Source organism: Sphingomonas sp. (assembly GCF_965227385.1).
Classification (GTDB): Bacteria; Pseudomonadota; Alphaproteobacteria; order Sphingomonadales; family Sphingomonadaceae; genus Sphingomonas.
The window spans coordinates 3,278,270-3,304,040 of sequence record NZ_OZ245750.1; the positions used below are offsets into that span (position 1 = coordinate 3,278,270).

The following is a 25,771-nucleotide window of genomic DNA, read 5'->3' on the forward strand; positions in this document are numbered from 1 at the left end:
GCTGGCTTGATCGGATGTGAATCGGTCGGAAAAGACGACGCCGGAGCGTCACACGTCGAATGCATGCGGGAGGATGACGAGATCGCGCACGATCACGCCCGCCCGCCGGGTGACCATGAACAGGATGGCGTCGGCGACGTCGGCGGGCTCCATAAGGGCTCCGGCGGCGATTTCATCCTTCAGCCGCTGGGGGTCCCAGTCCTTGAGCAGCGGCGTGTGCACCGGGCCCGGCAGCACGGCAGCGACGCGGACGCCGTGCGGCGCAACCTGGCGGCGGACGGTGTGGACGAATGCCTGAACAGCGTGCTTCGACGCGGTGTAGACCGGCTCTGCCACGATCGGGATGGCCCCGGCGATCGAGCTGGTGACGATGACATCACCGCTGCCCTGCCGCATCATCGCGGGCAGGACCGCACGGACCGACTGGAAGGTGGCGTTGATGTTGAGGTTCAACATCGCGTCCCACCGGTCCGCATCGCCCTCCCATACCTTCCCGCCGACATAGCTTCCGGCATTGGCGTGCAAGATGTCGATCCGCCCGTGCGCTGCGACGATCGCATCGATCGCCTGTTGGACGGCGGGATAATCGAACAGGTCGAGCACGACGGACCGGCACTGCGACCCCAACTCGGCCACTGCGGCGTCCAGCGCAGCCTGGTCGCGATCGAGCAGATGCACCACCGCTCCGGCCGCAATCAGCGCGCGCGCCGTCTCGAGACCGATGCCGGATGCGCCTCCGGTGATTGCGGCGATCGCGCCATCAAGCGATTTGGATTGCATAGTCGTCTCCTGGGGCATGGTCACCACCGCAGCTTGGGCAGAATGAAATCGGGCGCCGTGCCATGGCGCGCGAACTGCGCGTCGAGCTCGGCATCGGTGGCGTCGGCGATGATGCCGGTCCGAACGAGGCAGCTCGCAAGCCCCGCCTGGGCCGCGCCGCCGATGTCGTGGTCGATGCTGTCACCGACGCACAGAATGCGCGCGTCTGGCGTACCGGCAACGCGGTCGCGCGCTGCGGTGTAGATGGCCGGATACGGCTTGCCGATCCAGGTGACAGGGCCGCCCAGTTCCAAATAGCTCGCCGCAATCGCGCCGGCGCCAAACCGCAATCCTACGGGCGTTAGCATCTGGAAATCGGGGTTGGTGCAATAGGCCGGAACGCCGCGTCGCGCCGCGGGGGCGAGCAACGCGCGATACGTGTCGAGCGTCATGCGATCCCCCTCGCTCCCGGCGATCAGGACCACATCGCAGTCTGCGGCGTCATCAACCAGCTCGAGCGGCAACCCGTCGATCGCCATGCGGTCGCCGTCGCGCGTGAGCAGCAGGCAGCGCTGGCCCGCCGGCAGCGCGCCAAGTACCGACCGGCCGACCTCCCCGGAAGTGACGATCCCGGAATAGAGCCGGGCGTCAAAGCCAAGCCGTTCGAGCCGCGCGATATTACTGGCCGACCGCTTGCCCGAGTTCGACAGCAGTACGACCTGCTTTCCGTGATCGGCGAGCGCCGCCAGCGTTGCGACCGCCCCGGGATAGGCTGCGCTGCCGTCATGCAGAACGCCGAACTGGTCGATGAAGAAGGCGTCATAACATGCGGCCAAATCCGACAAGCCCGAAAGGATTGTCGGCGCGGAAAGCGTGGTCATGCCGCCACTCCCGCGCTGACGCCCTGGAGCGCGAGCCGCGCTGCGCCACTCGCTGCCTCGACCGACTGGGCGGGGAGGAACGGCGCACCCAACAGGCGCTGGCGCATCAGCGTCCAGTTCGGATTGGCCGCGCCGCCACCCACGCTGCGAACCGAGCGCAATGAAGGCGCACCAAGCTGCGTCAGGCGCGAATAGCCCTCCGCCTCGATCGCGGCGATCCCGGCGAGCAATTCATGAAGGAAATCGGCCTCATTGACAGGACGCGGCGACAGGCGGGGCGACAGCCCGGGATCGGCAAACGGAAACCGCTCGCCCACTGCGAGCAGCGGATAATAATCGAACTGCGCCGCGCGGTCGGGATCGATATGCTCGGACAGCTCGGCCAGGCGATCGCGGTCGAAATAGGCCGCCAGGACCCGGCCACCGGTGTTGGATGCGCCGCCCGCGAGCCAGCCGCCACAGATGCGGTGACTGTAGATCCCGTGTTCGGGCGAGCTGATCGGGCGGTCCGCCAGAACCTTGAGCGTGAGCGACGAACCGAGCGCAGTGACGCCATCGCCGATTTCGCAGGCGCCAGTCGCGAGGAACGAGGCGCAGCCATCGGTCGTGCCCGCGACGATCATCACGTGCCTGCTCAACCCGAAGCGGTCGGCGACCTTCGGCAGGATCGGCGCGATCGGTGTCCCTGCCGGCACGATGCGCGGCAACAATCCGTCACGCAGCCCGGAATCGCCGATCCACCCGCCCCAGCACCCGGCGATGCAGTCATATCCGGTCTTGAGCGCGTTGTTCTCGTCACCGATATCCCACTCGCCGGACAGGCGTGCGGCCAGCCAGTCGGCCTGGTGCAGCAGGCGCGCCACGCCGTTGGTCGTTTGGAGGACAAGCGCCTTGGCCAGGCCTGAAGTCGGCCCATGCGCGGCGCAATCGCTCGGAGCGATCGCCGCGATGCGCCGCACGATCGAAACGTCTTCGACCGCGTCATTGTACATCAGCGGCAGGCCCAGCGGCTCGCCACGGGCATCGATGGCCAGCACGCTACCGGATGTTCCGTCGATCGCGATACCGATCACGGCGTCCCGGTCGATGTGGGACAGCACGTCCCCCACCGTCCTGTCGACCAGCGCGGCCCAGCCCAGCGGATCGCGCGGATCGACATCATGGTCGGCAAAGCGTCGGGCAGCCGAAGCAATGTCGCGGCCCGCGACATCCATCGCTACGCAACGGACACCCGATGTCCCGACATCGATTCCCAGGACCAGTGGGTGGCTCATGCCGCGGACCGCGCGATCGTACCGTCGATCGACGGCAAGTTGGCGCGCCACTGACGCCGATATTCGTCCAGACCGACAAAGTTGCTCGGGACGACCGGCGCAGGTCGCGGAAGTTCCAGCCGGACGCCGTGCGCGGCAAAGGCCAGCGATGCGGCGCCAGCCGCCGTCCCTTCGTTCATCTCCGCTTGCTTCACCACCTGTCGCGGCCGCAGCTGCGCCAGCAATTCCGCCAGCACGCCCCCACTGGCAAGCCCGCCGTCAAGGACGAGATCGGTGTCGGACCGGATCGAATCGAGGCAGAAGTCGGTCATCAGCGCGACGTAGAGCATGGCAACCGCTGCCCGCTCGGCGGCATCGCGCATCGGCGGCAACGCAGGGGCCGGAACATGCCCGAACGGCCCGGCCGCAGCGAAGGCGGGCGGCACCATGATGCGTTGGTCGATCACGCGCTGAATGCTGGCACGATCCACGGCTGGGACGGCATCGCCAGCGATCACATCGAACTCGCGCCCGCCCATGAACCCGATCGTCGGCACCGGATCGCCGTTCACATCGACATTGCAATAATGGTCGAACCGCGCGTCGAGGGCGTCGAGGGGGCAGTCCGGGTTGAAGATGATGACCCAGGTGCCGGTCGAAACGAGCGTGAACGGCGCGTCCGACACGCTGCGATAGGCATGAAGCGCCGCGTTGCTGTCGTGCACGCCATTGTGCACCGCAATCGCCCGATCGGCGAGCTTCAGCTCCCCGATGACCGCCCCGGCGGGCGCGAAGTCCGGCATTTTCTCCCGCCAGCCCTGCTCGGCCACGACCGATGCGAAGTCGCGTCGCGCCGGTGCCCAGATGTGCGAGTGGCATCCCATATAGCTGTATTCGGCAGCCGGTCGCCCGCCCAGCCGCCAGCTCCAATATTGCGGGTAGCCGAGGATCGCGCCGGTTCGCGCCAGAACGTCTGGCTCAAGATGCTGAAGCCACAACAGATGCCGTCCGTAATTGAATCCCTGCGGCCGCGGCGGCGCGAAGGTTTCGGAATAGGGAGGCAGGCCGGCATGCACCGCGTCGGCAAATGGTCCGGGAAGTTCCTGCTCATAGTCGAGGATCGGCCGAGCGAGGCCATCGGCGTCCGTCAGCGCGAACGTACACCCATGCGCCGCGACCATCACGCCCATCATCTCACCGGCGCAGGCAGCGTCGGCTTCTTCCAGCGCCGCATGCGCCCACTGCGCAAGCGCGGCGTCGTCGAGGACCGAGACGCCGTCGATCATGCGCCAGACCGGACGCGTGCGCGCACTATGACGGACCTGACCGTCGGCCGCGAACACGAGCAGCTTGGTGTTGGTCTTGCCGAAGTCGAGAACGGCAATCATCACGCCGCGCCCGTACCGGTCGGCACGATCCTCAGCTCAACGCCCATATCCTCGAGCATCGCACGATGGTCCGGTGAAAGGCCGTCATCGACGATGATCGTATCGATCCGGCTCCACGGCAGCGAAACCTGACGCGCACCGACGACGAATTTCGAGCTTGCGACGAGCGCGACGATGCGATCAGCGCAGGCTGCATAACGCGTGGCCACATCGACCAGCAACGGATGCGATTCGAGCAGTCCGCGCTCATCGGCACCCTGCGCGCTCAGGAAGAATTTGGAGGCGAAGAACGGCTCTGCGCTGCCAGCGCCGTGCAGGATCAGCGGCTCGCGGTGCAACTCGCCACCGGCCACGGTCAATGCGCACGTGCCCGTCTCTCCGATGACGGCGGCAAGCGGCATCGAATTCGTGAACAGGCGGATATTGCGTCGGGCAAGGCGCTCGCCCAGCCTGAAACAGGTCGACCCGCCATGGACGATGACGGCATCCCCATCCTGGACCATGGTCGCGGCTTCGGCCGCGATGGCATCCTTTATCGTGACGTCGACGGCGCTCCGCTCGGCATAAGTGCGCGCAAACACGCCATGCGCAGTCGCTCCGTCGATGGCGGAGATTCCGCCATATACTTTGCGCGCAAGGCCCTGCTCATCCAGCTTGTCGATGTCCCGCCGCACCGTCGCGACGGACACTTGCAGGCTTTCGGCGAGGTCGCGGGCCGACGCGAATGGCGACGCCCGTAGAAGCTCAAGGATCCTGTGATGTCGATCCGAATCGCTCAACCGCCCCTCCCCTGCTTGTTGTGATCGAACTACGCCACATTATGACGCAATTCAATCTAAAAATGATTTTCTTCGATCATAGATTGACGCAAATACGTCATATATGGCAGCTATGCGATCCGGTCGGCGCACGTTGCGGACAGACCACGCACCGCAGGAGAGGATCGATACCGATGGATGATGGTCTCGCCATCCTGCGCGCACGTTCGGCAATCTGGGGACGTGACCCGACGCTCGTGCAGGGCGCCGGGGGCAATGTTTCGCTCAAGATCGACGATACGCTCTGGATCAAGGCGTCTGGAACCTGGCTAGCGGACGCCGACAGGCAGGATATCCTGGTGCCCGTGGCGCTCCCGCTGGCGGACCCACCCCGGGTGAAGGACGGCCATCGCACTGCGTTGCGCCCGTCGATCGAGACATCGCTTCACGCCGCGCTGCCGCACCGAGTCGTCGTGCATGTGCATAGCGTCGACGCGATCGCACATGCGGTACGTTCGGACGCCCCGGCCATTCTGACGCAGCTGCTGTCCGGCCTTTCCTGGGCGCTGGTCCCGTATCGAAAGCCCGGCCTGGAGCTCGCGGCGGCGGTGCGGGACGCTTATGTCGCGACGAAGGCAGAGATCTTCGTGCTCGCCAACCACGGGATCGTGATCGGCGCCGACGATGTCGACATGGCTGAGGCCCTGTTGCGCGAGGTCGTGTCGCGACTCGAAATCGCACCGCGTGCCGTCGTTCAGCCATCTGCGAAGCCGCACAACGTATCGGTGCCGGGATATCGCGCGGTAACCGATCTGCGCGTGGCGGCGCTCGCGATCGATCCGGCGAGTCTTGCCGTCGCGCTCGCGGGACCGCTCTATCCCGATCACGTCGTCTTTCTCGGCGCGGCGCCGCTGGTCGTCGGGGCATATGACGAGATCGCGCCGGCTCTTTCGCGGGCGCAGCGGGGCGGGCACCCTGCCGTTCGCTGGATCATCGTTCGAGACAACGCCGTGCTGATCGCCGACGATGCCCTGCGCGGCAGCGAAGAGATGCTGCGCTGCCTGGGCGACGTGGCAGCGCGCCTGGCGCCCGGCACGCCCCTCGCCCCCCTCGCTACAGCGGATATCGATGCGCTGATCGACTGGGACGCGGAACGCTATCGCCAGGCAATGGCGACCCCGGCAGTCGCGACGCCGACCTGCGCAGTCTGACGGAGCAGTACAGCATGACCCTTATCCCGGAACGCCGCCGCTGGCTGATCGTCGCCGTCATCTTCGTGGCGCTGGTCTTCAACTATCTCGACCGCCAGATCGTCGCGATCCTCAAGCCCGTGCTCAAAACCGAATACGCACTGGATGACAGCGGCTACGCGCTGCTGATCAACCTCTTCACCGTCAGCTATGCCGTGATGTATCCGATCGGCGGCTGGCTCGTCGACCGCTTCGGGCCGCGCACCGTCATGGGCATCGGCATCATCGGCTGGTCGCTTGCGTGCATCGGCGGCGGACTGTCGCGCACGATCGGCATGTTCGGACTGTCGCGCGCGATGCTCGGCGCTGCCGAGCCAACCAACTATCCCGCACAGCTCAAGGTCGTCGCGATCTGGTTTCCCGGTCGTCTGCGCGCCACGGCCAACAGCCTTTGCGTCGCGGGTGGATCGATCGGCGCCATCATTGCCCCGCCGCTGATTGCGTGGGTCGCCATCTCCTATGGCTGGCGCAACGTGTTCTTCATCGCGGGAGCGGTCGGGCTGCTGATCGCGCTTGCGTGGTTCCTCGTCTATCGCGATCCGCCGGAATCGGTCCGCAACGACGTCGAGGCATCGGTCGTCAGGGTTGACGATGGCGCAAAATTCACCTGGCCCCAGCTTTGGCGAACCCGCAGCCTGTGGGGCATTCTCCTCATTCGCTTCGTAAGCGATCCGGTCTGGTATTTTTGCCTGTTCTGGCTCCCCGGCTATCTGCAGGAGGACTCCGGCCTGACCCTGCAACAGGTCGGCATGGTCGGTTGGATCCCGTTTCTTGCCGCCGATATCGGGGCGATCGCCACCGCGGCATGGTCCGATCGAATGGTTCGTCGCGGCAGCAAGCCACTTTTGAGCCGCAAGCGAATGCTGTCCGTCGTCGGGCTGCTTGCGCCACTGTGCGCACTGACGCCCTATCTGCCCAATGCCTTCACCACATTGCTGGTGTTCAGCCTGGTCGCGGTCGCTGCCCTTAGCTGGCTCTTCACGATCAGCGTCGTCATCGCCGAATCCTTCCCCGTGGCCAATGCCGCCAGCGTGCTCGGCATCGCCGGTGGCTGCGGCGCGGCGGGGGCGGTCGTCTTCAACTATTTCGTCGGCCAGCTGATCGGAAGTGTCGGCGCGCACCAGATCTTCCTGGTGATGGCGCTGCTCCACCCGATCGCCATCGTCATCTTGTGGACGATGGTCCGTGAAGAACGGGTACCGCCCGCACGCCCCGTCGCCGTCTGATTTTCGCCCTAACACCTTACCCTTCAGCATCAGGATATCATCATGTCAGCGCAGTTCGTCAGCACGATCCAGGAACCCGCACGCACGCTCGCCGTCACCGCAAACTACGACGTTCTCGTGGTCGGCGGCGGTCCTTCGGGCCTTACCGCCGCACTCGCGGCGGCTGAGGATGGGTTGCGCGTCGGCCTGATCGAGAGCCGCAGCTTCCTCGGCGGCAACATGACCATCGGCCTGCCGGTGCTTGGCTTCCTTGGGCAAAAGGGCAATCAGATCATCGACGGCCTCCCCCAGAAGTTCATCGAGAGGCTGCGCAACGAACGCGACGGCGCGAGCGAGCATCGCCCCTGCCCGCTTCACATGGGCATCACGCTGGTCGAACCCGAGGCGGTCAAGACCGTCGCACTTGAAATGCTGACCGAGGCGGGCGTCGATATCCTGTTCTACACCTTCCTCGCGGGAACCATCGTTGAAGACGGCGCGATCCGCGGCGTCATCACCGAAAGCAAGAGCGGGCGCAGCGCGATCCTCGCCAAGGTGGTCATCGATTGTACCGGCGACGCCGATGTCGCCTATCAGGCCGGGGTGCCGACCGAGAAGGGGAATAGCGAGGGCGGGATGCAACCGCCGACGCTGATGTTCTGCCTTGCCGGCGTCGACACGGACAAGCTCCGCAACACGATCGCCGAGTCCCCGCCCGCAGCACGGACCTACCTCACCGATTTCATTCCGGCCGAATATTTCGGCCAGAACCACCAGTTCATCGTGGTGGGCTTGCGGGAGCTCATTGCCAAGGCGCGCGCGGAGCGCGGGCTGGAAATTCCCAACGAGCGCACGATCATCATCACCGGCCTCAAAAAGGGCGAGGTGTGGATCAACATGACGCGCGTAAAGGGCACCGATGGCACCGATGCACGCAGCTTGACCGAAGGCGAGATCGAAGGACGGCGGCAGATCGATGACATCGTCACCTATCTCACCAACTATGTCGCCGGCTTCGAACACGCCTATTTCACCAAGACGGCACCGTTCCTGGGAATTCGCGAGACGCGCCGCATCGTCGGCAAATATGTGATGAACCAGGACGATGTACTGTCGTGCAGGCATTTCGACGATGCGATCGCCGTCGCGAGCTACCCCATCGACATTCATCGCCCCGGCGACGAGGATTGCACGCTGATCTGGTGCGGCGACTGCTACGACATCCCGTATCGCTCGCTGGTCCCTGAGGGTGTGAGCAATCTCCTCGTCGCGGGCCGCAGCATTTCCTGCACGCACGAGGCGATGGGCGCAATTCGCGTGATGGCGACCTGCATGGCCATGGGCGAGGCGGCCGGCCGCGCCGCCAAAATATCGGTTCGCGGCAATCGCGCGCCAGCCGATATCGATGTCGGCGAATTGCGCCGGCAGCAGCTCGAGCGCGGGGTCTATCTGCGCAACGCTGACGGCTCGCGCATGACCGTGGCGCAAGCAGCATGAAGTTTTTCGCCGACACCGCCGACACCAACGACATTCGCGAGCTGGCGGATGCCGGGCTGCTGGATGGCGTGACCACCAATCCGTCGCTGATCCACAAGGCGGGGCGGAACTTCCTCGAGGTGGTCGCCGAGATTTGCGAAATCGTCGACGGCCCGGTGTCGGCGGAAGTCGTCGCGCTCGATTACGACGGCATGATGCGCGAGGCGGAGATCGTGCGGAAGATCGCCGACAATGTCGCGGTCAAGCTGCCGCTGACGATCGAGGGGCTGAAGGCGTGCAAGGCGCTGACCAGTGACGGGACGATGGTCAATGTGACCTTGTGTTTCTCGGCCAATCAGGCGCTGCTGGCGGCGAAGGCCGGGGCGACGTTCATCTCGCCGTTCGTGGGGCGGCATGACGATATCGGCTTCGACGGCATGGACCTGATCGGCGATATCCGGCTGATCTACGACAACTACGCGTTCGAGACCGAGATCCTGGTCGCCAGTGTCCGCCATCCGATCCACATCCTCGAAGCCGCCAAGCTGGGCGCCGACGTGATGACCGCGCCGCCGGCGGTGATCCGCCAGCTGGTCAAGCATCCGCTGACCGACAAGGGGATCGAGGGCTTCCTGTCCGACTGGGCGAAGACCGGACAGACCATCGCCTGATCATCCGTGGTCGCCGATTGAAGATTGCGACGCCGGCTTGCCGCGTCACGCAACCGGCATCCTACATTCAACTGGAGAGCAATATGTCCCGACCCCGTGCAGTGCTGAGCTGCATGCTCCTGCCGTTCATGCTCCTGACCACCGGCGCAGCCAGCGAGGATCGCGCGGGCTTTCTGTCTCCGGGTGAGTTTGACGTGTCAAAATTATTGGAGCCGGCTCCGCGCCGTGGCGATCCGCGCTATGAGGCGGATCGGAAGATCTTCCGTGCCACCCGCGCGCTGCAAGGAACGCCCCGATGGCAACTCGCTGCCTCCGACGTCGATACGAGTCCGACGGCGATGCTGCGCAAGTTCAGCTGCGCTGTAGGGATCGAGCTGACGCCGCAAGATGCGCCTAAGCTCGCCGAACTCGTACGACGGGCTAGCCTCGACACCGTCGGCCAGATGTCGATCGCCAAGGAAACATTCGCACGCGCGCGCCCGTTCACCATCGATCGCGGCGCGATCTGTCAGCCCGTCGACGCGCTGATCGATCGTCGGCATGATCGCATGAGCTACGATTATCCCTCCGGCCATACGACGCTGGGTTGGACCTGGGCGCTGGTGCTCAGCGCCGCGTTGCCGGACCGCGCGCAGCAGATCCTCGCGCGGGGACGCGCCTATGGCGAGAGCCGGTATGTTTGCGGTGCGCACAACAAGAGCGCCGTCGAGGCGGCCTTCTACGCGGCATCGGCAACGATGACGGTGGTCGCGACGAAGCCAGCCTATCAATCGGCATTGGATGAGGTTCGCGACGAAGTGGCAAGCCTGCGGCGCAGCGCCCCCCGTCCGTCGAAATCAGCGTGCGCGCAGGAGCAGGCTCTGACCACTGGCAACGCGATTTCGCGCCTATACCGCACGGATGAGAGACCCAAAAGGCAGCGTCAGTGACGCCTGCGCGCTGCGATCAGCCCCGCGCTGTCGAAACCATCGACGGGCGGTCGCACGGGGCGTTCGAGGTCCGACCGACGCGTGCGCCCGCCGCGGGGCAATTCCCGCCCGACCGGCTTAGTCGGGTCGAAGCCTGAACATCGCCTGCCGAACCGTTGCGATATGCGGTGTGTCCTTCCACGCTATCCCGATGTCACGGCGCCGGGCTCCCGGACCGCGCGAACCGATTTCGGCGAACCGCGAATCCTGGGGGCGGAAGATCGCCGTCTTGGTCCCGTCGCGCGCGGTTCCCGGCATGCTCGCCCAGCCGTCCGGGTGGATATGCGCGTCCATATGGCAATCGATGAACACCGCCTGCCCGATCGCCGCAGGATCCGCATAGCGGCCATCCGGGAAGAGCGTCGTCGGATGCCAGGGTCGACCCAGCGCCACCGAGCCATCGGCAACCCCGCGCTCGCGCGTCAGGCGCGAGCGATAGATGACGATACCGATCGGCTGCTGAATATTTGTCGACGGAGCGGTGACGAACGAGGCGAACGGTTCACCATCCGTCGCCGCGCCGCGCCGCCGCGTACGAACTTCGCTATGCTCGATCAGCAGCATGCCGTTGCCGAAGATGAAGTCGACATTACCGGCAATGAGGCTGTTGCGGATGATCGTCCGCTTGCCGCGGGTGAACAGCGTATCCTGATAGCCCAGCATCGCCACGCGATCGAACAGGACGCGGTCGCTTGCGGTATCCAGCGTGACCGCAACCGCCTGACTGTTGGAAATCTTGCGCGGATCGCCGTCGGGCCGCGCGTCATTGCCGAGGTAATCGAAATCATTCTCGATCGTCATGCCCGATACGAGGACCTCATCGGCCGCAACGGTCAGCGTCGCCGATCCGGCAGTGCCCCAGCGGCCGCGATCATAATGCGCGGCGTGTTCGGCGACGGCGTCGAAGTGGAGCCGGGTGCGACCAATGCCGCGCCCGATCAGCCGGATGCGATTTCGGCGGATCGTCGGCTTCTCCCGGAACGCGCCCGCCCCGACCTCGATCGTGATCCAGCGATCCGACCGGTCTTGCTCGGCTGCCTCCAGCGCTGCCCCGATCGTGGTGAAGCACCGTGGCTGCTCAGCGCAGGACGTGCGCACCTTCAGCGGAGCGGTCCCGGCAAGCGCAGGCGATCCCGCAGCGCACAGCAAGGACAGGCACAGCGCGGTGAGAGCAGTCTTCATCAGCGTTCCCGGAGAAAGCGGTCGATCTCGGTGGCGACGCGCGGGAGATAGGGGTCGTAGAGCCAGAAAGTGTGCGGCGCGCCGTCCAGCTTCACAAAGCGGTTACGGATGCCGTGCCGGTCGAGCGCCGCCTGCACGGCGCCCCGCCCCGCCGTGAAGCGCGCATGACCGCTGCCGAGGATCAGTGTCGGCGGCGATCGCGCATCGACATAGGTAGCGGCGCTTGCGGCGCGCCACCGCGCGGCCTGCGTCGCGAAATCGCCACCGACCCAGCGCGCGAAGGGTGAGGCCGCGCGGGCGGCATCCTCATGGTGCAGCGCCAGCGGGTCGGTCATGTCGAGCACGCCGTCCAGATCGATCAGCGCGCGCACCCGTGTGTCGCCGCCGGGCTGCGGCGCGAACGGGCCGCGCACAGCCGAATAGGCGAGCAGCGCCGCCATCTGTCCGCCCGAGGAATCGCCGCCCAGCGCCAGACCACCTGGGCGCAGTCCGAACTCCGCCCCACGCTGCTTCACCCACAGGATCGCTGCATTCACGTCGATCAGCCCGGCCGGATATTCCGCCTCGGGCGACAGCCGGAACTCGGGCATGAACACGGCATAGCCGCGCTGGGCGAGCAGATTGGCGAGCGGATAGCTGTGCGACTTGTTGCCCGACGCCCAGGCGCCGCCATGGATCAGCAAAATTCCCAGGCCATTCGATCGTCCGGCGGGCGGAAGGAACATGTCGAGGTGAAGATCACGGTCGCCGATCTGGCGATAGCGCTGATCGAACACCATCCGCTGCCCCCTGACGGTGCGGAGTAGCGGCAGCCTGATTTCGGGGTGCGTCGCGCTATCGGCGGCAAAGCGCCGCGCGACATTGAAGCTGTCATCGATCGGCAAAAGGCTCTGCGCCGCCACGGGATTGGCGACGGCGCAGAGCAGACCTGCGGAGAGGGCCGCCGGTTTAAAAACGCAGGCGAGCACCGACAAACCACTGCGCCCCGGTGTGGGTGTATTCGCGGGTGAGGTCCTGTGTGCCGTCGCCGGTGCCATAGATGCGCTCGACCTCATCGGTGATGTTGATCCCTTCGACGGTCAGCGTGAGCTGCGGCGTCACGTTGTAAAAGGCCGAGAAGTCGACATGGGTTGGCCCATATTTCCGCTCCTGGGCATTGCCGCTGCTGCCCGGCTGGGAGAGGAGATAATCGTCCCGCTTGTTCGCCGACACCCGCGCCCCGAACTTCTTCGAGTCGTAATAGACCGTCAGATTGTACGAATTGCGCGACAGCCCGGTCGAATCGCGGGCAGAGACATAAGTGTAGTTCGATGCCACGCCCAGGTTGCGCAGCGCCCCGGGGAGGAAGGTGAAGGGCTGATTATAGGTCAGCTCGATCCCCTTCACGCTGTTGCCGCCGTCCGCGTTCACGGGGATCGTGAAGGTATAGGGCACCAGCGCCGGATCGGCATTGTAGGACGGGTCATATTGCGGGTCGGCATAGATGGCCGGCCAGAAGGCCGGGTCGACCATCTGCGTCACAACCCGCGTCGTCAGCGACGTCGTGATGTCCTTGTTGAAGAAATTGACGGCCAGCAGTCCGCCCTTGCCGAAATACCATTCGAGGCCAGCATCGATATCGTTCGACTGATAGGGCTTGAGATCCGGGTTGCCGAGATTGCCGACCGTGCGCGTGGTGTAGCCGAACACCGGTCCGGCAATGTTGAGCGTGCTCAGGCCGGGCCGCGTCATGCTGCGCGCATAGGCGAAGCGCGCGACCAGTTTGTCGGTGATATCCAGCGCGAGGTTCATCGACGGCAGATAATTCTCGTAGCTGCGCGTCACCTCAACCGGCTGGCCAGCGATCGTCGCACGCGAACTGAGGTTGGTCTTGACGTAGCGCAGACCGGTATTGGCCCGCAGCTGCATGCCGCCCAGGTCGAAGCTGCCATTGAGCTCGACAAAGCCCGCCAGCGTCTCCTCACCAACTTCCCAGCCTGCGCCGACATTGGTGGTGTAACCAGCCGGGATCAGGTTGCTGCTGGCGATCTTGTCGAAATCGATCACCGCAAAGCGCGTCAGCCCGATGCCCTCGAACCCCTCCCCGAAATTCGGATAGGGAAAGTTGCGCATATAGGTCGACGGATTGAAGTTGACATTGGCCCCTGCCCCTTCGCCATAGCGGACCTTGCGGTTGTTATAGGCAAAGCCGGTCTTGGCAGAGAAACCGTTGTCATCGGCATAGGTAAGGCCGAGCTTGCCGGTGTAATTCTCCTTCAGCACCGTATTGATCCGGTTCGCCGCGGTCAGCGCGTCGACATAGTTGCTGAACGCATTGGGGTCATAGGACCCGAAACTGACGACCGGGACATAGGGATTGGTGCGATAGTCATAGGAATAGGCGTGCGGCACCGAGCGCGCGTAGAAGCGCAATTCCGTGCGGTCGGCGTCATCGCTCGCCTTCCCCAGCAGGCCCTCGACCTTCACCCGGTCAGAGATTTCGTAGGTGCTCGACAGCACGAACTGTTTGAATTCCGACGTGGATTGCTGGTGGCGGCTTTCGTACCAGGACGTCACGTCGTTGAACTGTGCCGCGATCAGCTGCTTGCCGTCCGGGGCGATCGTAAACGCCACCGGGGTCTGACCGACAAAACCGCCCGCCGGGCCATGGGTCAGCAGCCACTCCATCGAATTGTAGCTGTACCGGTCATTGTCCAACCGCGAATAAAGCGCATCGAACGTCACCAGCAGCTTTTCGGTGGGGCGGAATTGCAGCGATGCGGTCAACCCCAATCGCTGCTGATCGTTGCCGAAGAAATCGGCGCGTGGCAGGCGCGGCGCCCACAGGCAGTCGAGCGGATCGGCCGCTCCGCACGCGCGCGGCGTGCCGGTCACGGTCGGGTTGGTGTCGGCCCAGGAGTCGCCGTTGACGTAGGGGCTGATCCACAGGACGCTCGAATAGCCTTCCTGATAGACGGTCCGCTGCGAATAGGCGGCCGACAGCAGGACGCCGATCGTATCGTCGGCAAAGGTATTGCTCACCACCGCAGCGACGCGCGGATCGATCTTCCCGGTGAGCGAATTATATCCGCCCTGCCCCGACAGGAAGACGTTGAAGCCCGGATTGTCGAGCGGCTTGGACGTATAGAGATCGACGGTGCCGGCAATGCCGCCCTCTTCGATCGAGGCGGTCTGGGTCTTCTGGATGTCGATCCGGTTGAACAATTCGGATGCAAAGACGTGGAAGTCGAATGCGCGACCGGCATTCACCGTGAAGCCACCCGAATCCAGCCCGTCACTGCTGGCGGGGACCTCCATCCCGTTCAGCGTGGTCCGGGTAAAGTCCGGCGCAAAGCCGCGCAGGGTGATGTTGCGGCCCTCGCCACCCTCGCGAGAGATGGCCACGCCCGGCAGGCGCTGGATCGATTCCGCAAGGTTGAGGTCGGGGAGCTTGGCGATGTCCTCCGCCATGATGCTCTCGATCGTGTTGACCGCGCGCCGCTTGTTCTCCTGGGCGTTCTGCAGCGACTGGCGGAAGCCGGTGACGACGATCTCTTCGCCCGGCCCGGTTTCTTCAGCTGCAGTGGCAGCGGTTTCCTGCTGTGCCGGAACCGACGAGCTACTGTCGGCGGTGCCCACCGATGCCGCAGTCGTGGTCGCCGGTGCGACGACTGCCTGCGGGCTTGCCGGCCGGCGCTTCACCACCATCGCACCGCCGATATCCACCGCGACCAGATCGGTCCCGGCGAGCAGCTGACGCAGCGCGGTGGCGACATGCATCGTGCCCTTGACGCGGTTGACCTTGAGCCCGTCGACAATCGTCTTGGGGGCAAGGATCTGGATCCCGGCCTGACGCGCAAATTGGGGAATGCCGGTTTGGGCCGGCTGAGCCGGCACGTCGAACCGGCGAATCTGTGCTGCCGCTTCGGCGGGCGCAACCGCCAGCACCGCAACCGCCGCCACACTCGACATCAGAACATGATTCATCGTGCGCATTCGCACTCCTCCCCCAACGATTCCGCGCTCGCCTTGTGCGATGCTGCGATCAAGGGGGAAGAGCGGTGCCCAGCCGGATTTCCGTCACCGGGCGGCGTTTTTATTTCGCGACAGGCCGATTTCGTTCGGGGTGACCGTGACGTCGGCATCCAGCGTCGCCTCCAGCGTCCGCGCGAAACCGACCGGATTGTTGAGCTGGAACAGGCCGACCAGCCGTTCCCGCCCCAGCGCGGGATCGCGCACGACGAGCTGCTGCTGATTGTAGCGGTTGAACGCGGCCACCGCCTCTTCGAGCGTTTCGCCCTCCAACGCGATCTGCCCTTCGCGCCATGCGAGCGATCGCTCGATCGCGCTCGGGGCATTGCCCGTCACCGGCGCGGTGCCGTCGGCGCGAAACGCTGCGAACTCGCCCGCGTCGAGGATGCTGACGGCGCCACTGGCATCCGATGCCCAGATCGCAACCCGCCCCTCGGTCACCGCGATGCGCACGCCGTCACGGGTCCGCTTGACCGAAAAGGCCGTGCCCACCGCCTGCACCTTGGCGATACCGGCATCGACGATGAACGGGCGCTGCCGGTCCTTGGCCACCTGGAACCACACCTGACCACGTGCCAGATCGATCCGGCGCGCGTCCTTGGCCAGGGCGATGCGCAATTCGCTCTCGGCATCGATCGCCGCGATCGACCCGTCGGCCAGCGGCATGCGGCGGATTTCACCGGGACCGGTCGCAACGTGATCTGCCGAAGCGCCACGTAACCCGATCACCGCTGTGACCGCGGCGGCGGCGGCGATACTTCCGGCGCCGGCCAGGACCCAGCGGCGGCTACGCGGCGTCGCGGCCGTCTCCTCCTCCTCTGCGGACCCGGCCGGCTCCGGCGAGATGGCGCGATCGATGCTGCTGAGCGCGGCCTGCGCCCGCAACAGCGCGCCGGCATGGCGCGGGTGCGCCGCCAGCCACGCCTCGAGCGCCACGCGCTCGTCGGGCGAGAGCGGATGGCGCAGCGCCCAGCGGGCGGCTTCGGCTTCGATCGCATCACGCATTGCGACGCTTCCCCCGCGCAAGGCCGGGCTCGGCCACGGCGTCCGGATCGGTCAGCAGGCGGAGAATGGCGCGCAGGCTGCGGCTCGCGTCATTTTCCACGACCGCCTCCGATACGCCCATCGTCTGCGCGATCTCGCGTTGCGACATGCCCTCCAGGCGGCGCATGATGAAAATGGCCCGTGCGCGGTCGCTCAACGTCGCCAGCGCCGCCTGCACCCGTCCCAGTTCGCTCCGCGCCATGACGACGTCTTCGGGCGAGGGATCGTCGGAGCTCCACTCCATGTCCAGTTCCGCGAGAGCTTCAAGCCGGACCACACGTGCCGACCTCAGCTGATTTTGCAGGATGTTGCGCGCGACGGTGTAGAGATAGGCGCGCGGCTGGGTGATATGCGTGACGTCGTGCAGACGGGCGAGCCGACAATAGCATTCCTGCACGATATCCTCGACATCGCTTGGCGACGCGACACGCCGCCGCAACCAGGATCGCAGGTCGCGTTCCAGGGGAAGGATCTCGCGACCGACCCATGCAGCTAACTCCTCACGCGTGTTGATAAAACTCCCCCTCCAACCCTCAAGAGTCGTATCGGCGCGGTTTCCGTCAAGCGCACCAAATTTTCTTTGGGACTTGCGTTGCCCCGAGGAGGACTGCCGCGGGTCTCGCCCGACCGGCCTCACGCGCGGGCACGCGGCTGGCAGCTGCGCAGGATGACCCGGGTTCGCGTGAGAATATCCGAGGTGACGATCGATCGCGTCGACACGTTGCGCCAATCCCCAACGATCGGCGCTGCGCCGCACGCGCCAGGCGCGGCGCTGAACCAAATATCGTGGAGGCGCGTTTCACGGTGACAGGAGACACTTCATGCCCGTCGAGCCGCCCATCCCCGCCCAGCCATCGATCCCGCCGCCCGAGGCGCCGCCCATGCCTCAGCCCGGCCAGCCGGCACCCGCCACGCCGGAGATCGAGCCTCCGGCGCCGGACATCGACATCCCCGCCCCGCATCCGGGCGGCGATCCGCCCTCGACCCCGGTTCAGCCGGTGGCGTGAACAATCACGCCACCTTGGTTGACGCCACCAGCGCACGATAATCGGCGATGTTGCGGTCGAAATAATAGACCTTCGGCGCCTCGAAAGTGATCATGTACAATTGCCCGCGGATAATCGCGCCCGTGGCTTCGCCTGAGCGACGCACCTCTTCGCCCTGGACGGCGAAGCTGTAGGCGAAGCGGAAGCCGGGTTGGCCGGCAAAGGTCGCAGGCTCGATCGCGTCGACGGTAAACAGCGAGGTCGACGCCGCGATACGATAGGTTGATTCGAACATGGCGGCGACGTCGGGTGCCAGCATCTTCGAATCGAATTTCGGAAGCGGCTTGTTCTTCTTGTCGACCTCGCGGAACAGCGTGCCGCCCGCAGGGATCGCCGAATAGAAGATCAGATCGTTCAGCGAATGGCCGTCCAGCGTCCACGCCTCGGCGTTACGACCCAGCCGCGCGCCGAGCCGATTCCACGCGATCGTCGGCGTCACCGACATCGTCGATTTGCGGATCAGCTGACTCTGCCCCGGTGCCATCAGCTTGAACCCGGCCGTCGCAGGCGCGGACACCAAAAGTGCCGCCGCTGCGGCAGACAATATGAGCTTGTTCAATTCAGCCTCCCGCCAACATCTTGATCATTGCGTGGTCTTTTGCCTCCGGTCGATGCCGGAGATACTCTTTCAGCGCGGATTGCCCCTCGACCGTCTGGCCCGCCCGAAGCAGCGCCATGCCCAGGCCGCGATGCGCCTCCACCGGACCGCCCCCGGCAAGGGACTGACGATAGAAGTCGGCAGCGCGCTCGAAATCGCCGACCGCGGCGCGCGTGCGATACAATTCGCCCCGCGCGAACAGCAGATCCGCGTTCCACCCAGCCGATGCCAGCTGGCCCAGCAGAAACTCGGTTCCGCCGAAATCGTTCAGCTTGATCTGGTCGTCGATCAGATCGGGCCAGTATCGCGCGATCGCCGCGCGATATCGCTCCTCCCCCAATTCCCGCCCGTCCGCATGTGGCACGGCTTCAGCCTGCGCCTTCAGCGCCTGCATCCGCTCGAGGCTGGGCGGGTGGCTGGCGAACATGCCGCCCTCCCCGCGCCGCTTGGTCTTGCGGGCGGCGGCGGTCGCGTCATATTCCGCACTCAACTGGCTCCAGATTGCCGACGCCGCCATCGGATCATATTTGCCGGCCACCAGCGCCGAGATTGACCCCTTGTCCGCCGCGCGTTCCATATCGCGCGAGAATTCGAACATCGAACCGAGCAACCCGAGTTGGGCCAGCGCACCGAATGGCACGAACGACAGCCAGGCCATCGCATTGGTCTTGTTCTTGATGCTACGGAATGTCTGAAGCGAATGGCGTTCCTTGAAATGGGCATATTCATGCCCGAGCACGGCCGCCAGCTGCGCCTCGTTACGGACCCGCAGCAACAGCCCGGTCCAGATCTGCATCATCCCGTTGGGGGCGATGCTCGCATTGAAATAGGGCGTGCGCGTAATGTAGATGCGCACCCGCGCGCACTCGGCCTCGCCCACGGTGCGACACATCACGCCGCGAACATAGGCGTTGATCTCGGCGTCGCGCACCAGGAAATTGGATGCCTTGAGCCGCCGCTCGGCATCCTCCACCTGCATCCACAGCCCGCGCTCGTCAGCGTCCTGCGGTCCTTCGCCCACCGCCGGGACCGGAGTCGGCACCTGCGCCGCACGCGCAGGTCCGGCGCACAGCGTTGCTGCGGTTGCAAGCAAGGCAACCGCGGTTACGATCCGCCCGCGCATCGGATCAGCGCTTGCGCGCGGCCGCTACCGGGGCGACGCCCCCCTCACCAGGGCGGGACGGCATTGAGGCCATGACGGCATCGACCATGCTCTGCGCGCCGGCCTCCTCGCGCACATCGCCCTTCGATCCGCGCTGGATATTGAACCACACGACATTTCCGGTCGAAAGCTCGACCAGCGACGCATAGTAGACGTGCTGGCCACCGCCGGCGATGACACAGACGCCGATCAGGCAGCCCAGAAAGCCCGCAACTTGAACCGCCTTGCGCCCTGCGCTCGCGAAATTGTCGCGACCGTAGAAGAAGAGCGCGTAATTTGCCCCCGATGCCTCGCCCAGCTTCCTGGCGTCCGGCCCCAGTGTCCAGTCGAACTTGTCCTTCTTCGTCGGCAGCTTCGCGCCGTAATATTTGTAGGTGATGATCGCATCGGCAACCGCGCGGTGCAGCGCTTCATAATCGTTGATCAGTTGCTCGCTGTCCGCGCTGGGATCGAGCGTCTTGAGCTCGATGTTGCGCGCCGTATGGGACGCCTGCAGTGCCTTGGCGAGGTGTTCGCGCGCGGCCTTGGTCCAATCGGCGTTCGGTTCGATCAGCCCGCCGGCCTGCATCTCGCCGACTTCCATGTCGGGGCGCATCAGCAATATTGTCACCGGCTTGTCAGCGGGAAGCGCATAGCCCTGTGCCGTATGGTTTTTCTGACGCGCAGACGCAGGCGTAGCAACAAGCGCCGCAGCCGCGACGCCAAGCATCAACTTTCCGAACATCAGCCCCCCTTGGCGCCGAATCAACCCCCTCGGCGCGCAGTAATGCTGCGCGACATTCGGCGTTTCCGCAAGTAGCATCGGGACCTGAGCAACAGACACGTTGATCGGTCAGGCAGGGCCGGCTCACAAAGCTTGATCTAACCCGCCAGTGCCTTCTTAAGCAGGTCGTTAACCACGCCCGGATTGGCCTTGCCGCCCATCGCCTTCATGGTCTGACCCACAAAAAAGCCGAACAGCGCTTCCTTGCCGCCGCGATACTGTTCCAGCTGGCCCGGGTTCTTTGCCAGCACTTCAGCGATTACCGCCTCGATCGCGCCGGTATCGGATGTCTGCTTGAGCCCGCGCTCCTCGACGATCCTGCCCGCGCTGTCGCCGGTTTCGAGCATGATCTCGAACACCTGCTTGGCGAGGCTGCCCGAGATGGTGCCATCAGCAACGAGGCCGAGCAATTCGGCGGCCTGTGCGGCGCTGACCGGCGACTCCTCGATGCTCTTGCCGAGCTTATTGAGCGCGCCGAACAGTTCCGACGTCACCCAGTTGGACGCCGCCGCGCCCTTTGCACCCGCGTCGAGCAGCGCATCGAAATAGCGCGCGGTTTCGACCTCGGCGGTCAGCACGCCGGCATTATAGGGCGTCACCCCCGCCGCGATGTAGCGCGCGCGCTTGGCATCGGGCAGTTCGGGGAGCGAGGCGCGGCATGCATCGAGGAACTCGTCGTCCAGCTCGAGCGGGAGCAGGTCCGGATCGGGGAAGTAGCGATAGTCGTGCGCGTCTTCCTTCGACCGCATCGACCGCGTCTCGCCGCGATCGGGGTCGAACAGGCGCGTTTCCTGCACGATCGTGCCGCCGCTCTCCAGCACCTCGATCTGGCGCTTCGCCTCGATCTCCACCGTCTGCATGACGAAGCGGACCGAGTTGACGTTCTTGGTCTCGGTGCGCGTGCCGAACTCGGCACCGGGCTTGCGCACGCTGACGTTGACATCGGCGCGCATCGAGCCCTGGTCCATATTGCCGTCGCACGAGCCGACATAGCGCAGGATCGAACGCAGCTTGGCGAGATACGCCCCGGCCTCGGCCGGCGAGCGCATGTCGGGCTTCGACACGATTTCCATCAGCGCCACGCCGCTGCGGTTGAGGTCGACATAGGACAGGCGCGGATGCTGGTCGTGCATCAGCTTGCCTGCGTCCTGTTCGACATGGATGCGCTCGACCCCGATCGTCTTGGTCTCGCCATCGATGTCGATCTCGATCGCGCCCTCGCCCACCAGCGGGTGGTAGAGCTGGCTGATCTGATAGCCCTGCGGCAGATCGGCGTAGAAGTAGTTCTTGCGGTCGAAGCGCGACCATTTGTTGATCTGCGCGTCGATCGCCATGCCGGTGCGCACCGCCTGCCGGATGCACTCGATGTTCGGCACCGGCAGCATGCCCGGCATCGCCGCATCGATGAGGCTGACCTGCGTATTCGGCTCCGCCCCGAACGCGGTCGCGGCGCCGGAGAACAGCTTGGCGTTGGACGTGACCTGCGCGTGGACCTCAAGGCCGATCACGACCTCCCACTCACCGGTTTCGCCTTTGATGCGGTATGCGGATTCGCTCATTTCTTCAGCTCTTCAATTTCACGACGCAGCGCATCTTGCTGACGTTGTTGATCTCGACCGGACAGCTTCGGCCTTGGGCGCCTGCGCTCGCGAAAAGCAGGTATCAACTCGATGACCCGACCAACAGCCGAGGCAATCGCGTCCGATACGCTCACCACCACTGCTCCGGCCGCGCCGTAAATCCTGCCCGCTGCTCGATCGCAAGGCTCGCGTTGAGCACGCCCTGTTCGTCCAGCGGCTTGCCGATGATCTGCAGGCCGAGCGGCAGCCCGTCCTTGTCCAGCCCGCCGGGCACTGACATCGCCGGGATGCCAGCCAGCGAGGAGGGCACGGTGAAAACGTCGTTCAAATACATCGCCAGCGGATCGGCGCTCTTCTCGCCCAGCGCGAATGCGGCGCTCGGCGCGGTCGGGGTCAGCAGCAGATCGCACTGCGTCCACGCCCGTTCGAAATCGCGAGCGATCAGCGTGCGGACCTTTTGCGCCTGGGTGTAATAGGCGTCGTAGAAGCCCGCCGAGAGGACATAGGTGCCGATCAGGATGCGGCGCTGCACCTCAGGCCCGAAGCCGGCGGCGCGGGTCGCGGCGTACATGTCCTGCAACCCCGCCCCATCGGGCAGATCGCGCTGGCCATAGCGCACGCCGTCATAGCGGGCGAGGTTCGACGACGCCTCCGCCGGCGCGATGATGTAATAGGCCGGCAGCGCGTATTTCGTGTGCGGCAGCGAGACTTCGACGATCTCCGCGCCCGCGTCCTTCAGCCAGTCGATGCCCTGCTGCCACAGCGCCTCGATCTCGCTCGGCATGCCGTCGACGCGATATTCCTTGGGAATCCCGACCTTCTTGCCGCGCAGGTCGGGGTTCAGCCCCTGCTCCCACTTCGGCACGTCGAGCTTGAGCGAGGTGGCGTCCTTCGCGTCGAAGCCCGCCATCGCCTCCAGCATGATCGTGCAATCGCGCACGTCGCGCGCCATCGGCCCCGCCTGATCCAGCGACGAGGCGAACGCCACCACGCCCCAGCGCGAGCAGCGGCCATAGGTTGGCTTGATCCCCGAAATGCCGGTGAACGCCGCGGGCTGACGGATCGAGCCGCCGGTATCGGTGCCGGTCGCCGCGGGCACGAGCCGCGCGCTGATCGCCGCCGAACTGCCGCCCGACGATCCGCCGGGTGCCAGCGGTGCATTCCCGCCATCCTTGCGCCGCCAGGGCGAGATGACATTGCCGAAATAGCTGGTCTCGTTCGACGATCCCATCGCGAACTGGTCGAGGTTCAGCTTGCCCAGCATCCCCGCGCCCGCATCCCACAATTTCTGCGAGACGGTCGATTCATAGACCGGTTTGAACCCCTCCAGCATGTGGCTGGCGGCGGTGGTCTGCACGCCCTTGGTGCAGAACAGGTCCTTCATGCCGATCGGCACGCCGGCGAGCGGCTTGAGCGTTTCGCCAGCGGCACGCGCGGCGTCAGCCTCACGCGCGGCGGCGAGCGCGTGCTCGGGCGTTTCGACGATGAAGGCGTTCAGCTGCTTGGCCGCGCTCACCTTGACGATGAAGGCGTCGGCGACTTCGCGTGCCGAAAATTCGCCAGCGCGAATGCCGTCGCGTAGCGCGGCGACGCCGAGGTTGGTGAGGTCGGTCATTATTCGATCACCTTCGGCACGGTGAAAAAGCCATGCTCGGCGAGCGGCGCATTGGCCAGCACCGCGTCGCGCATGTCGCCGTCATTCACGACGTCATCGCGCAGGCGCAGCGTGTTGGGGATCACGGCGGTCATCGGCTCGACGGACGAAGTATCGACCTCGCCCAGCTGCTCGATCCAGCCGAGGATGTTGTTGAGCTCAGGCGCGAGCCGCTCGGCGTCGGCATCGCTGATCGCGATGCGCGCAAGGCTCGCGACCTTCTTCACGGTGGCGGGTTCTACGGACATGGGGGAGCGCCTAGCAGCGACGCCCCCGTTTCAGCAAGCGGGGTTATTCGAACGGATCGCCGACGGGTACGTTGCCGATAAATACCTGGCGTCGCTGAACGGGTCGGATCGCAATCTGCCCACGCGCCGCCGCCTCGCGGAGCGCCGCCAACGTAGCCTCGTCCAATGCTGGCTTGGGCCGGTCGTCCGCGACCCAGCGGCCCCCTGCGCCAGACAAACGCAGCACGTTGCAACTGGTGACGTGGCGCGCTGCGTTCGGGCTCGCAACGCAGCCGCCCGACACCGCCAGCGCCTCGGTCGCTCCAGAAGTGTAGAGCAGCACACAGCCCTGATTGGTCATGTCGCCGCAGACGTTCCAGTCCGACAATAGCGCGCTCAATTGCGGCGGCAGTGGCACCCGGCGCGGCAGGATTCGAACGCCTCGTTGGACAACGGCATCGCGACGCGCGCGCTCGGGCGCGTCATCGGCTTCGTAGCGCGTCTTTCTGGCCGCAGTCGTCCGCGCAAGCGTTGCGATCGTTCGATTGCTCGCCGTCTTCAACCGCTCCAGCGCCCTCCGCCCCGGCTCGCCGAAGTCGAACGCCAGCGCCGCCCAGTCGAACTTGTCTGGCGACACCTTCCCCGACTCCAGCCGCGCGACCTGATCACGGGTCGAGATCGCATTGAAGCTGACCAGCGGCGTCGCGAGCAGCAGCGCGACGCCGCACACGATCATCGCCAGATGCAGGTTCGCGGGTCGCACCCGCTCCGCCCAGCCGCCGCGCTCGCGGATCACGCTGGCGAGGTACGCGACCGCCACCACACTCGCGATGACGACAAAAGTGAGACCCCATAACCGCTCCGGCGTGAAGCCATATTGCCCGATGCGCAGTCCGGTCGCGATGGCCGCGATCCCGACCAGCGGCAGGGTCGCCACCGCCAGCACCAACGCCGCCCAGCGCAGCACGCGGTTGCGCGGGGCATCGTCGCCGCCATTGCCGATCACCGCATTGACCAGCAACAGCGCCCCGACCGCGCAGGCGAGCAGGATCGGCGTGGTCGCCTTGGTCGCCTCCCACAAGGGCTCCAGCCCGGTGAACGGCAGCGCGATCAGGAACAGACCCAGCCCGACCGCCAGCACCGGCGCGAGCACGCCGAGCACCAGCATCGCGACATTCTGCAGCAATCCCACGATCCGCCGCTGCTCGCGGAGCAATGCGAGGCCCAGCCCGAACGCCAGCCCGACCAGCGGACGCCAGAACCACTCTTCCCGCAACAGGTCCGAGAGCAGGTCGATACCGATCAGGTCGAACAGCGCCGCCAGAAGGAACGACAGCAGCAGCACGATGCCGACGAATGCCCAGCTGAGGCACCACAGCACCGCATTGGTCCAGGCGTGATCGTGCGCCAGCGGATAGGACAACGGCCGATACCCGCCCTCACGCCCGGCCTGAAACAACGGCGCCGCGATGCCGATGGCGAGCGCGAGGCAGGCCAGCCGCCACCCCTCGGTCGCGCTCCACCCCGATGTTGCGCCGTTGAAATAGAGGATCAGCGCCGCAACGGCGCCGCATCCAAGCGCGAAGAGCGCCGAGCGGATCAGGTCCGTGCGGATCGCGACGAACCCGAACAGGATCGCCGACACGCTGACAAAGCTCAGCAGCGCGAGACGCAGGGCGCTGATCTCGGGCTGATAGCCGGTACCGAAAATCCAGTGGACAATCAGGCCGCCCACCAGGCCCAGCCCGGCGAGGACGGGCGGCAGCAGCGGCCAGCGCTCGTCCCGTTGTTCGACCGCTTCGCTCATCCCCTGCCCCTTCGTGATCGTTTGCCGAGCTTGCATCCTTCGCAACCATCGCGCAACGGAAAGCGATTGCCCGGCAGCCCCTCATGCT

Annotated in this window: 24 protein-coding genes; 6 read left to right on the plus strand and 18 right to left on the minus strand. The window is 65.5% G+C overall.

Features of this window, described 5'->3' with window-relative positions; translation table 11 throughout:
* Positions 1-48: 48 nt before the first annotated feature.
* The 5 genes from ACO05N_RS16055 to ACO05N_RS16075 are packed head-to-tail and all read right to left on the minus strand — an operon-like array spanning position 49 to position 5,060.
* Complete coding sequence (locus ACO05N_RS16055; protein WP_422057998.1) at positions 49-780, minus strand: SDR family oxidoreductase; 732 nt, start codon at positions 778-780, stop codon at positions 49-51.
* 20 nt (positions 781-800) lie between these two features.
* The gene (locus ACO05N_RS16060) at positions 801-1,640 is read right to left on the minus strand and encodes a TIGR01459 family HAD-type hydrolase (RefSeq protein WP_422057999.1); all 840 of its coding nucleotides are present in this window, start codon (positions 1,638-1,640) and stop codon (positions 801-803) included.
* Positions 1,637-2,914, minus strand: a complete 1,278-nt coding sequence (locus ACO05N_RS16065) for an FGGY-family carbohydrate kinase (RefSeq protein ID WP_422058000.1) — start codon at positions 2,912-2,914, stop codon at positions 1,637-1,639. The genes ACO05N_RS16060 and ACO05N_RS16065 overlap by 4 nt, the downstream gene beginning before the upstream one ends.
* A complete protein-coding gene (locus ACO05N_RS16070) occupies positions 2,911-4,281 on the minus strand; it encodes a hypothetical protein (RefSeq protein WP_422058769.1) in 1,371 nt (456 codons plus the stop codon). Before ACO05N_RS16070 ends, ACO05N_RS16065 begins: the two co-directional genes overlap by 4 nt.
* Positions 4,281-5,060: a DeoR/GlpR family DNA-binding transcription regulator gene (locus ACO05N_RS16075; RefSeq protein WP_422058001.1), complete on the minus strand. Its 780-nt coding sequence runs from the start codon at positions 5,058-5,060 to the stop codon at positions 4,281-4,283. Before ACO05N_RS16075 ends, ACO05N_RS16070 begins: the two co-directional genes overlap by 1 nt.
* Between ACO05N_RS16075 and ACO05N_RS16080 the strand changes: the two genes are divergently transcribed.
* From ACO05N_RS16080 to ACO05N_RS16100, 5 genes are all read left to right on the plus strand, one after another.
* Positions 5,006-6,250: a class II aldolase/adducin family protein gene (locus tag ACO05N_RS16080; RefSeq protein ID WP_422058002.1), complete on the plus strand. Its 1,245-nt coding sequence runs from the start codon at positions 5,006-5,008 to the stop codon at positions 6,248-6,250. The two genes, ACO05N_RS16075 and ACO05N_RS16080, sit on opposite strands and share 55 nt — an antisense overlap.
* 14 nt (positions 6,251-6,264) lie before the next feature.
* Positions 6,265-7,515, plus strand: coding sequence for an MFS transporter (locus ACO05N_RS16085; protein WP_422058003.1), 1,251 nt, complete (start codon positions 6,265-6,267; stop codon positions 7,513-7,515).
* A gap of 42 nt (positions 7,516-7,557) precedes the next feature.
* On the plus strand, positions 7,558-8,991 hold the full coding sequence (locus ACO05N_RS16090; protein WP_422058004.1) for an FAD-dependent oxidoreductase: 1,434 nt from the start codon (positions 7,558-7,560) through the stop codon (positions 8,989-8,991).
* On the plus strand, positions 8,988-9,641 hold the full coding sequence (gene fsa / locus ACO05N_RS16095; RefSeq protein ID WP_066656352.1) for a fructose-6-phosphate aldolase: 654 nt from the start codon (positions 8,988-8,990) through the stop codon (positions 9,639-9,641). Before ACO05N_RS16090 ends, fsa begins: the two co-directional genes overlap by 4 nt.
* Positions 9,642-9,724: 83 nt before the next feature.
* Entirely contained in the window at positions 9,725-10,570 is an 846-nt protein-coding gene (locus ACO05N_RS16100; protein ID WP_422058005.1) for an acid phosphatase, read from the plus strand.
* 117 nt (positions 10,571-10,687) lie between these two features.
* Here the strand turns inward: ACO05N_RS16100 and ACO05N_RS16105 are convergent, their stop codons facing one another.
* The 5 genes from ACO05N_RS16105 to ACO05N_RS16125 all read right to left on the minus strand — a co-directional run bounded on the left by ACO05N_RS16105 (position 10,688) and on the right by ACO05N_RS16125 (position 17,360).
* Entirely contained in the window at positions 10,688-11,791 is a 1,104-nt protein-coding gene (locus tag ACO05N_RS16105) for a pectinesterase family protein (RefSeq protein ID WP_422058006.1), read from the minus strand.
* Complete coding sequence (locus ACO05N_RS16110) at positions 11,791-12,693, minus strand: alpha/beta hydrolase (RefSeq protein ID WP_422058007.1); 903 nt, start codon at positions 12,691-12,693, stop codon at positions 11,791-11,793. The genes ACO05N_RS16105 and ACO05N_RS16110 overlap by 1 nt, the downstream gene beginning before the upstream one ends.
* Before the next feature lie 46 nt (positions 12,694-12,739).
* Positions 12,740-15,766, minus strand: a complete 3,027-nt coding sequence (locus tag ACO05N_RS16115; RefSeq protein WP_422058008.1) for a TonB-dependent receptor — start codon at positions 15,764-15,766, stop codon at positions 12,740-12,742.
* Between the two features lie 84 nt (positions 15,767-15,850).
* Positions 15,851-16,807 carry a FecR family protein gene (locus tag ACO05N_RS16120; protein WP_422058009.1) on the minus strand — a complete coding sequence of 319 codons (957 nt, stop codon included), beginning with the start codon at positions 16,805-16,807 and terminating at the stop codon, positions 15,851-15,853.
* Positions 16,800-17,360, minus strand: coding sequence for an RNA polymerase sigma factor (locus tag ACO05N_RS16125; RefSeq protein WP_422058770.1), 561 nt, complete (start codon positions 17,358-17,360; stop codon positions 16,800-16,802). The genes ACO05N_RS16120 and ACO05N_RS16125 overlap by 8 nt, the downstream gene beginning before the upstream one ends.
* 307 nt (positions 17,361-17,667) lie before the next feature.
* Here ACO05N_RS16125 and ACO05N_RS16130 point away from each other — a divergent pair, with 307 nt between their 5' ends.
* Positions 17,668-17,853 (plus strand): hypothetical protein, encoded by a 186-nt coding sequence (locus ACO05N_RS16130; RefSeq protein ID WP_422058010.1) that lies wholly within the window; start codon positions 17,668-17,670, stop codon positions 17,851-17,853.
* A 4-nt stretch (positions 17,854-17,857) separates the two neighbouring features.
* Here the strand turns inward: ACO05N_RS16130 and ACO05N_RS16135 are convergent, their stop codons facing one another.
* The 8 genes from ACO05N_RS16135 to ACO05N_RS16170 all read right to left on the minus strand — a co-directional run bounded on the left by ACO05N_RS16135 (position 17,858) and on the right by ACO05N_RS16170 (position 25,683).
* Positions 17,858-18,451, minus strand: coding sequence for a hypothetical protein (locus tag ACO05N_RS16135; protein ID WP_422058011.1), 594 nt, complete (start codon positions 18,449-18,451; stop codon positions 17,858-17,860).
* 1 nt (position 18,452) lies between these two features.
* A complete protein-coding gene (locus tag ACO05N_RS16140; RefSeq protein WP_422058012.1) occupies positions 18,453-19,613 on the minus strand; it encodes a M48 family metalloprotease in 1,161 nt (386 codons plus the stop codon).
* A 4-nt stretch (positions 19,614-19,617) separates the two neighbouring features.
* On the minus strand, positions 19,618-20,376 hold the full coding sequence (locus ACO05N_RS16145; protein ID WP_422058013.1) for a hypothetical protein: 759 nt from the start codon (positions 20,374-20,376) through the stop codon (positions 19,618-19,620).
* 137 nt (positions 20,377-20,513) lie between these two features.
* The gene (gene gatB, locus ACO05N_RS16150) at positions 20,514-21,974 is read right to left on the minus strand and encodes an Asp-tRNA(Asn)/Glu-tRNA(Gln) amidotransferase subunit GatB (protein ID WP_422058014.1); all 1,461 of its coding nucleotides are present in this window, start codon (positions 21,972-21,974) and stop codon (positions 20,514-20,516) included.
* Positions 21,971-22,129, minus strand: a complete 159-nt coding sequence (locus tag ACO05N_RS16155) for a hypothetical protein (RefSeq protein WP_422058015.1) — start codon at positions 22,127-22,129, stop codon at positions 21,971-21,973. Before ACO05N_RS16155 ends, gatB begins: the two co-directional genes overlap by 4 nt.
* Positions 22,126-23,610 carry an Asp-tRNA(Asn)/Glu-tRNA(Gln) amidotransferase subunit GatA gene (gene gatA, locus ACO05N_RS16160; protein WP_422058016.1) on the minus strand — a complete coding sequence of 495 codons (1,485 nt, stop codon included), beginning with the start codon at positions 23,608-23,610 and terminating at the stop codon, positions 22,126-22,128. Before gatA ends, ACO05N_RS16155 begins: the two co-directional genes overlap by 4 nt.
* Entirely contained in the window at positions 23,610-23,897 is a 288-nt protein-coding gene (gene gatC / locus ACO05N_RS16165; RefSeq protein ID WP_066660166.1) for an Asp-tRNA(Asn)/Glu-tRNA(Gln) amidotransferase subunit GatC, read from the minus strand. The genes gatA and gatC overlap by 1 nt, the downstream gene beginning before the upstream one ends.
* 43 nt (positions 23,898-23,940) lie before the next feature.
* Complete coding sequence (locus ACO05N_RS16170; RefSeq protein ID WP_422058017.1) at positions 23,941-25,683, minus strand: DUF4153 domain-containing protein; 1,743 nt, start codon at positions 25,681-25,683, stop codon at positions 23,941-23,943.
* Between the last annotated feature and the right edge of the window lie 88 nt (positions 25,684-25,771).